Genomic DNA, 8,574 nt, shown 5'->3' with positions numbered 1-8,574 from the left:
TTGTGATAGAAGAATTCGGCAAGCCATTGATAACGCTCGTCGCCGGTGATGGCATAAAGATTATAAAAAGATTCGTTCACACCGCCGAACTCATTCCGTATCATCCTTTTCCGGGTGGCTTCATCCAGTGGTTTAAGTTTATTATAAGCCCAGTCGCCCATGCGGGTCACAACTTCCAATGCCGGTTTGTTATCTGCATAGAGGTATTGGTCAATCAATCCGGAGAAGAGTTTGTGCAGTGTATACCAGGGTGCCCATACACTTGTCCCACGTATGTTCCGATTAATCAATTCTTCCGGATATGCACTGAGATATCCGTTTCCCAAAGCCGCCTGTACCTCTGCCAGACCTGTAACAAGGCTGTCGCCCTTCAACTTGAATATTTCACTTCCGGTAGATGCGTACATGAGCGCATAGGCTGATAGTAAATGCCCTGTTGTGTGTCCGCGCAGTTCACAGTCCAGCGATTCCCAACCACCCAGTTTCTTTACGGTCATATATCCGCCTTCACGCCCGGCAAATACTCCGGCATTGTTGCGGAAACCGTGCAGCAAACGATTGGTTGCTATGGAAGTCATCCAAGCGGAATCACGCATCATATTGTCGCGAAAGCGGCTTGGCAATAAACGCACGTCCTTTAAGTCGAAACTTTCTACCTGCATCGGTGCGGTCGTCACTTTTTTCATTTTTCCGGCATGCTGTCCGGGATAAACGGATTGGGCGGAAAGACCGGTTGATAGAGCCGCACAAATTGTCATTAGGATTAAACTCTTATTTCTCATAACCTTTTTATTAATTCTTTCTTTATATAAAAACTACGTTCCACCGGCTCGGCCGTCTGCACCTTACCTGCAACGCCGTATTGCCAGGCAACTACCGTCACTTTTACCGGAAATTTGCTGCGAGGAGGAATAGGAGTGAATACAATTTGGTCTCCTTCTATCTCGGCCGGACCTTCTTTGATGTAGTAAGAGACCGGCAGTCCGCAATCACTTGTGGCTTTTAAAGATAGAGACCCGCTTCCTGTTTCCACATCGGGCAGTCCCGGAAACAGTATATGCTGCCTTTCTCCTGCCGTATTCCGGTAGGGGATGCGGATACTGACTTCCTGAACGGCACTTTTATACCTCCGGTCTCCTGTCTGGCTTGCCAGCAGGCATATATCACCGGTGCGGCGTGGGTTATCCATACCCATCCGATAGAAAGATACCTTAAATGTCGTGTCATTTACCTTTTCTACCGGTCCGCAGATGCGACTGATTGTCGGCGTTGCATCTGCGTGTTCGTCAGACAGTTTCGTTCTCAGGGAATCCGTACATACGGCTTTCAGATGGAAAGTAATTCCATCGGCTTTCGGATTGAAGCGAGGCTGTACACGTACATGCTGTTTCTTGTCGTATGCCAGCAGACTGCCGCTTTGTTCAAATCCCAGATACTGTTCTTCCTTACCGCGACTTTGCACATACCGTGCTTCAGTCGCTTCTGCCATTTCACGGTCAAAATACCAGAAAGCGTCATGCACATCGCCTTTATATTGTGAGTAGAAAGCAGCTTTGGCTCGTTTCTTCTGATTGGGATGCCAGCGTTCTGCCAGCCAGCCTTTGGTCGGGTTTATCGGATTCAGTTTTACTTTACCGTCTTTCGTCACTTCATCCGTCAGTCGCAGGCAGACAGCCTTTTCCAGAAACAGAGCGATGTATGCGGCTGTTTCATCTGCCACATCAAAATGTCCCCGTCCTGCATCACACAGAAACGAAATGCAACTTTCAGGATACATCATGCGGAAAGCCAGTGCCGGATTTACCCGGGCTTCCCACCATTCATATTCTCCTTCAATCATCAGTCCGGGTATCCCGTTGATATTACGGGTACGTCCCCATTCCAGATTCTCACGCCCGTAGCCGGTCAAGTTCGTACGCGGAGCATCGCCGTGCAGGGAGATGACGGCCAAGGTACGTTCCGCATTCCATGCGGCAAAGTTCCAGGGATAAGTAGCCATGGCCGAATGGCCTATGGGCACGATAGGGACATTTTTCAGTTCGCTATATCCGCTGACGTCTGCCAAGTCGGCCATCATTTTCTCGAATATCCGTTGTGTGCCTTTCGATACATCCCATTGCTGGTCGATGCCGGGTGTTATCCATACAAAGCCGATTCCCAGCTTCTGCATCTTCTCGCGGAAAAGGGGATTGTCAAAAAGAGTTTCTTCGCTCATATTGTGTTGTCCTACAAGAATTGCTTTCACCTGCATACAGTCGGCGGGTATCCACAAGAAAGCCGTAGGATTCCGGTTCGTTTCGTTGGAGACGAATCCGTCAAGAGTCACAGACCATTGCCACTCTCCTGCCCGCAGGCAGGGAGAGAAGTAAAGCAAGAGGATTATTGAAAAAAGCAGTCTATATCTATTCATGGTTCTTTGGTTTTAGAGCCTGTTCAAATTTTATTCAGCATTATTTTGAGAGTTCTTTCTGAGGATGTTTTTCTGTTTTTATGAGGAGCATAGCGGGCTATGTGACGAATAAAAAGAGGAAAACAGACCGGAAAGAAGCTTGGGAAGAAGCTGAAGAAATACTTTTTGAAGAAAATTTAAACTGGCTCTTATGGTTCACTTTATTTTAATTCCTTTTATAAACTCAGTGGTTACTACTCCTTTCAGGTCCTTCATCCGTTCTCCATTGATTACTACATTTTCAAACGTCACGTTTTGCACGGTTCGTTCTTTGTCCAGTCCTTGCATCAACGATGGATTCTCTCCTACTCCTGTGTACGTAATGTTCCTGAAAGTAATGCCGTCAATGCCGCTTCCCGGCTGTTTATCATATTTCCCGTTGAAGCGTACTTTGACATAGAAAAGCCGTCCTTCCTGAATATTCTCTACCCGGATATCTTCAAAAAGAACATTACGGACCTGGTTCTTGTCACCGCAATCCACTGTCATGCAACCTTGATAAATCGGGTCATCCTCGTCATGTTCCAGAATGTCGATGTGGCGGAAAGTCAAATTTTCTATTACTTCTCCCGTAGGTGAATCGGGGTCGCCATGGCCGCCTACATTGATGGGATGTGCCACATCTGCCCAAAGAATGGAGTTCTGCACAGTGATGTCGGACGAACCTCCCCACCAGTTCCAGCGGTGATTGTACAGAGCGATGCAGTCGTCCGAATTGCGCATGAAGACATTGTCAATCATCACACTGCGGCAGCACATCATGTCAATGCCGTCACTCCAACCCTTGCAACTGAATGATTTCAGGTTTTTGATGGTGATTCCCGTTGAACCGCCTCCGAATACGGTATAATGATCAGGGTTCACTACGGTAATTCCATCTATCAGCACATTCTTTGAGTCAGTCACTTCAATGCCCCGTATCGGATGGTCCAAGATGCCTCGTCCGATAATCCGGACATTTTCCGCTTTGTCTACCAGAAGTTTCGCTTTGACTACCGCTCCCGGTGCCAGATACACGGTGGTATTACCGGGAATACGGATTTGATTATTAGGTAAGTCTTTAGGACGGTGGACTCCCGGACCGAAGTACATGATGCCTTTTGTCTCTTTATCATATTTTTCTGTTTCCAAAGGATTGGCAAAGAGATGCAGATTGTGCAACCGGTCGCCATCAAATTCAATAGAGAGATACTGTGGCTTTTCCAAAGTGAAAAGAATGGCGTTTTGTATCTGCTTGTATTCAATACCTTTACTCAAAGGGCGTATGGTCACTTCGCGCACGCTGCCATTGTTCTTCTTCACCATTACCTCTACAGCACTTCCCATATCAAATTGCACCATGGAAGCATTCTGCACGTTGTCCATATCTACCTGTACGTTGTATTCAAACAAGTCTTTCCACTCACCGCCGGGGATGCGTACACGTACCGTGTAGTCGTCATTATGGGGCATGCCCGGATTTAAACTTTCAGGATATGTCACTAACTGTGCCTGTACTCCTGCGGTAAAGGCCAACAATAACATCACTACTAATTTGCAAATCTGTTTCATAAGTTCCATCGTTTTCTACACAAAATATACGATTGAAAGCCGAAAAGCACTTAATTTGCACAAATTTCATTAGCCCTACTAAGTGAACATCCCGTAGAAAACGTATTTCTACTTAAAACAACAATAATGCTATTACCAATGAAACTAAGAAAACTAATCCTTATCTCCGGCTTATTGCTCGGATTCGCTCAGACTATCGGCGCGCAAAACCAGTTAATCACCTATCCCGCTCCTCAGGAGGCGGAATTGAAGGACGACTTCACCGTCAAGGTGCGCCAACCGGGTGGAAAGTGGCAAACGATAGCCACCTATCCCGTCAAAGTGGACGAAGTAAAAGAGGCCCGGCACCATGTAAAGCTGGCCTCCATGAGCTATTTCGACTTCGATGGTGAAGTGGAAGTGTCGGTCACCGCCCATAAGGAAGAGATAGAAACAGCCCGCATACGTCCTCTTTCCTACGGCATCACTCCGCAGGTCAGCCGCAACACGCTTACTTTCAAGCTGAACTCTCCCCACAACTTGTCGATAGAAGTGAACGGCGACATCTTCCACAACCTGCACCTCTTCGCCAATCCGATAGACCGGAACAATCCTCTGAAACCGGGTATGAACCCGAAGAAATTAAAAAAGAACCGCAACTTGATTTATTTCGGTCCGGGCATACACCAATTACCGGGCGACACGCTGGATGTACCTTCAGGCAAAACCGTATACATTTCCGGAGGAGCCATCGTCAGAGGGTGCATACGAGCAAAGAATGCTGAAAATGTAACTATCTTCGGCCGGGGAGAAGTACATCCCGAAGGACGTGGAGCAGGAGTCAGCATCATCAACTCCAAAAACATCCGGGTAGAAGGCTTGATTACCACCCAATGCCCCACCGGTGGCTCAGACAGCGTGACGATACGCAACGTAAAGGCCATCAGCTCCTATGGATGGGGCGACGGGATGAACGTGTTTGCCAGCAACAATGTACTGTTCGATGGCGTATTTTGCAGAAACTCGGACGACTGTACCACTGTTTATGCCACCTGTATGGGCTTCAAAGGCGGATGCAAGAACATCACCATGCAGAATTCCACCCTCTGGGCGGACGTGGCCCATCCCATCTTCATCGGACTGCACGGCGATGCCGAAGGTCAAGAAGTAATGGAGAACCTGAACTATATCAATATCGACATCCTCGACCATAAAGAAAAGCAGATAGACTATCAAGGCTGTATGGCCATCAACGTAGGAGACAACAACTTGGTCCGCAACGTGCGTTTCGAGAATATCCGCATAGAAGATTTCCGTCAAGGCCAACTTGTCAACCTACGCATCTTCTTTAACAAGAAATATTGTGCGGCTCCGGGCAGAGGGATTGAGAACGTGCTCTTCAAGGACATCACCTACAACGGAGAGAACGCCGAACTGTCCATCATTGCCGGCTACAACGAAGAACGGAAAGTGAAGAACATCCGCTTCGAGAATCTCAGAATCAACGGAGAAGCTATTTACGACGACATGCCGGGCAAACCGAAATGGTACAAGATGGGAGACATGGCACGCTTCTTCATCGGCGAACATGTGGAAGGGGTGACATTTACCAAATGATGTGCTTGTTGAGTGCAGGAAGCAAGGACTCCGTGAAACCATAACGCACTTCGCCGTTGGGATAGGCCAGCCGGTAAAGACGGAAAGCAGGGTCATACCCCTTTATTGTCAGGTAGCCACTCTGATAAAGTACCGGAATAGGGTCGACAATGTGGTCGGTAGGCGCATCGAACTGTTCATCGGTAGCCGTAAGTCCGTCCAGGCTCTGCACATCGAAATCCGTGCGTTGCAATATATCAATCAGAAAGGTAGGAGTGCCCGTAGAGAACCAGAAGTTCTTGTACTCCTTTGCATCGAAAGCGTTGAACAAGCTGAACGGATTATAGATGTCGGCACAATTCTTACTGAAATGATAGCCGTCGTACTGCCGTTTCAAGTGAGCGCAAGCTTCCTCATAAGTCCCATTGTTTGCCTTGGCCATTCGCTCGATGTCCGGTTTCAAGTCTGTGAGCAATTCTTGCTCGGTGATGCCGCAGAGTGCACTGAAATCATCGTGCATGCTGATGTTCTTCAGATTATTCAGTTCGCTGAAGATGCTCAGTTGGCTGAACTTGCTGATGCCGGTGATGAAGAGAAAGCGAAGATACTGCCCCAACCTCTTGAGGGGGGCTGAAGAACTTCCGCATCTCGTTGCGGAGCTGTTGCTGCAAGGCGGTGTCGGAATTGCTGTCCAACAAGGGGGCATCGTACTCGTCAATCAGCACGACAACCTGCTTGCCGATCTGCTCGGAAGCTCTCAGAATGATGCCTTGCAGACGCTCGGAAGCGGTCTTTTCCGCTTCATCCTTTCCATAAATCTTTTCCCACCGGTGCAGGAAGAGATTAAGCTGCCCCGTAAGGTCGGTCAGTTCCATGTATTTTGTTAGGCTGAAATCGATGTGCAACACCAGATAGCTTTCCCAATCCTTCTCCCAGCGCTCCATAGCCAACCCTCCGAAAAGGTCTTTCTTTCCTTGGAAGTAGGCTTCGAGCGTAGACACGAGAGGCTCTTGCCGAAACGGCGGGGACGGCTGAGGAAATAGACCCGGTCGGTATGTGTCAGTCTATAAACCAGTTCCGTCTTGTCTACATACACACAGTCGTTGTTGCGCAACTGTTGAAAGTTCTGTATTCCTATCGGGTATCTTCTGTAATCTTCTAACATGGCTATGGAGAAAATCAATGGTTATAAAGACAAAGGTAGGAATTTTACTTATTATATTCACAAACATCTCCCATGTTTCTCATGGCTTTTTCATTTAAGGGAGTTATCGGAAGTTAGAAGGAGTTATCACCCTGCAAGCTTAGGAGTTAAAAGCCGATAGTTCTGTTGATGTATAGCTATACTATCGGCTTCTAACACCCTTTAACTCCCTTAAATGAAAGAGCCGTATATGTTTCTTCTGTTCACTCCTTATATTTAGCAAAGGCTCACTATAGTGAGCCTTTGCTAAAAAAGTACCTGATCGTCCATCATTCCTTTAGCCGCTCCGTATTCTTCAATGCAGAATGCCACGAAGAGGGCTATGTCTCTATCTTTCTTGCTCATTGTAATTCTCCTTTCTACGGCTCTGCCACACATGTTTGCCCTATTAACACATCATTTATCAAAACGACATTAGAATATTTCCTGACTTTGACAATGGGGCATGAAGGGGACGCAGTAGCAAGTCATCCGCCTTTATTTACGGTACGAAGCCGTAAAAGTGCTTCTATATAATAATAATCTGCATACATAATCGAAGCATCAATCTCACGTCCACGAGGCATATGGCCTACAGAATGAAGTAAAAAAGCTGTATTAACCGTACCCGACTGATAAGCCGATGAGGAGAGATTCTCCAACATAGCTATAGCTGCATCAAGATAATGGCGTGATTTTATCTCATCATTTACATAGCCCGAAAGTTCAATCAACGCCGAAGCCGTAACAGCAGCAGCAGATGCGTCTTTAGGAGGGAGCAATGGTGACATTGGCGCATCAAAATCCCAATATGGTACCATATCTTCAGGCAAACGACGAAGATAAGCATCGGCCGATTGGCAAGCTACTTCAAGAAAACGTACATCACGAGTTTCACGGTAAACCATCGTATAACCATAGATGGCCCAGGCCTGACCACGAGCCCACATTGTACTATCAGCCAATCCTTGATGAGTGACGCCTTTAATAAAATGACCGTCCAGTGTATCGTAAACCGCAACATGATAGCACGAATGGTCCGTACGGAAATGATATTTCATGGTTGTTTCCGCATGTTTTACGGCTACATCATACAGCCATTTGTTACCACCGTTCTTGGCCGACCAAAAAAGCAATTCAAGATTCATCATATTGTCAATAATGGTGTTATGAGGCCAATTCATCTTTTTGACCATACCCGGCCAAGATAATATGGTACCCACTTTGGGGTTATAGAGTTCGGCCAACGAATCTGCCGCATGATGAAGTGCTTGAGCGTACATAGTATCGCCCGTAAGACGATAAGCATTACCCACACTTGGCATCATAATAAATCCCGAATCATGCGAACGAGCCTTACGATAAGCTTCCGGCAACAGAATACGAGTAACATTTTCAGCTGCATGCAACCATACCGTATCCTGAGTCGCTTCGTAAAGATACCATAATGTACCCGGCCAAAAGCCAGATGTCCAAGAACCTACATGAGCATACTGCCATTTTTTCTGTCCTTTATCAATCGTATTGGGAATCGAATCTACATCAGGAAGCGTTTCAAGAGTTTTTATAGCCTGACAGCTACAGTAAGCAATAGCAGAATCCACATTAAAATCAGTGGTAGGATGGGTATGGGAAGAACACCCAAATGCGGCAAGCAGTAATCCTGCAAATAACGCATTCCTCAATCTAAAATGTTTTTGCATAATTAGTAAGTAACAAGTTTATTAATGATATAATTTCATTAGTGTCCACTAAAAAATCATAGTCGTTCTTTGAAATTGTTGAAATTCAGTTTGTTGTAATGGTATTTGGTGCG

The 8,574-nt window shown here is 46.5% G+C and carries 5 protein-coding genes and 1 pseudogene; 1 reads left to right on the top strand and 5 read right to left on the bottom strand.

Annotation, left to right across the window (positions count from 1 at the left end; all coding sequences use genetic code 11):
• The 3 genes from ABUA47_RS00030 to ABUA47_RS00020 all read right to left on the bottom strand — a co-directional run.
• Positions 1-782: beta-L-arabinofuranosidase domain-containing protein (locus tag ABUA47_RS00030; protein WP_349831356.1), on the bottom strand; the 782-nt coding region annotated here is incomplete at its 3' end.
• Positions 779-2,410 carry a hypothetical protein gene (locus tag ABUA47_RS00025; protein WP_005832952.1) on the bottom strand — a complete coding sequence of 544 codons (1,632 nt, stop codon included), beginning with the start codon at positions 2,408-2,410 and terminating at the stop codon, positions 779-781. The genes ABUA47_RS00030 and ABUA47_RS00025, both read right to left, overlap by 4 nt.
• A gap of 195 nt (positions 2,411-2,605) precedes the next feature.
• Complete coding sequence (locus tag ABUA47_RS00020; RefSeq protein WP_349831355.1) at positions 2,606-4,000, bottom strand: glycosyl hydrolase family 28 protein; 1,395 nt, start codon at positions 3,998-4,000, stop codon at positions 2,606-2,608.
• Between the two features lie 138 nt (positions 4,001-4,138).
• Here ABUA47_RS00020 and ABUA47_RS00015 point away from each other — a divergent pair, with 138 nt between their 5' ends.
• Complete coding sequence (locus ABUA47_RS00015) at positions 4,139-5,596, top strand: glycosyl hydrolase family 28 protein (RefSeq protein WP_034529542.1); 1,458 nt, start codon at positions 4,139-4,141, stop codon at positions 5,594-5,596.
• Positions 5,597-5,609: 13 nt separating this feature from the next.
• On the opposite strand, the pseudogene ABUA47_RS00010 reads toward ABUA47_RS00015, so the two are convergent.
• Positions 5,610-6,740 (bottom strand): annotated as a pseudogene (locus tag ABUA47_RS00010) (AAA family ATPase); the annotation flags it as partial.
• Positions 6,741-7,246: 506 nt separating this feature from the next.
• On the bottom strand, positions 7,247-8,461 hold the full coding sequence (locus tag ABUA47_RS00005) for a glycoside hydrolase family 88 protein (protein ID WP_009038053.1): 1,215 nt from the start codon (positions 8,459-8,461) through the stop codon (positions 7,247-7,249).
• Positions 8,462-8,574 lie beyond the last annotated feature (113 nt).

The sequence above is a fragment of the Bacteroides sp. RTP31139st1_H2_RTP31139_211217 genome (genome assembly GCF_040227615.1).
Taxonomy (GTDB): Bacteria; Bacteroidota; Bacteroidia; order Bacteroidales; family Bacteroidaceae; genus Bacteroides; species Bacteroides uniformis.
The sequence above is the reverse complement of the archived record's forward strand: the minus strand, read 5'-3'. Positions and strand labels throughout refer to the sequence as shown.

Coding starts and splice junctions, on each gene's coding strand:
- ABUA47_RS00015 (WP_034529542.1), top strand. CDS start 4,139: ATGAAACTAAGAAAACTAATCCTTATCTCCGGCTTATTGCTCGGATTC.
- ABUA47_RS00020 (WP_349831355.1), bottom strand. CDS start 4,000: ATGAAACAGATTTGCAAATTAGTAGTGATGTTATTGTTGGCCTTTACC.
- ABUA47_RS00005 (WP_009038053.1), bottom strand. CDS start 8,461: ATGCAAAAACATTTTAGATTGAGGAATGCGTTATTTGCAGGATTACTG.
- ABUA47_RS00025 (WP_005832952.1), bottom strand. CDS start 2,410: ATGAATAGATATAGACTGCTTTTTTCAATAATCCTCTTGCTTTACTTC.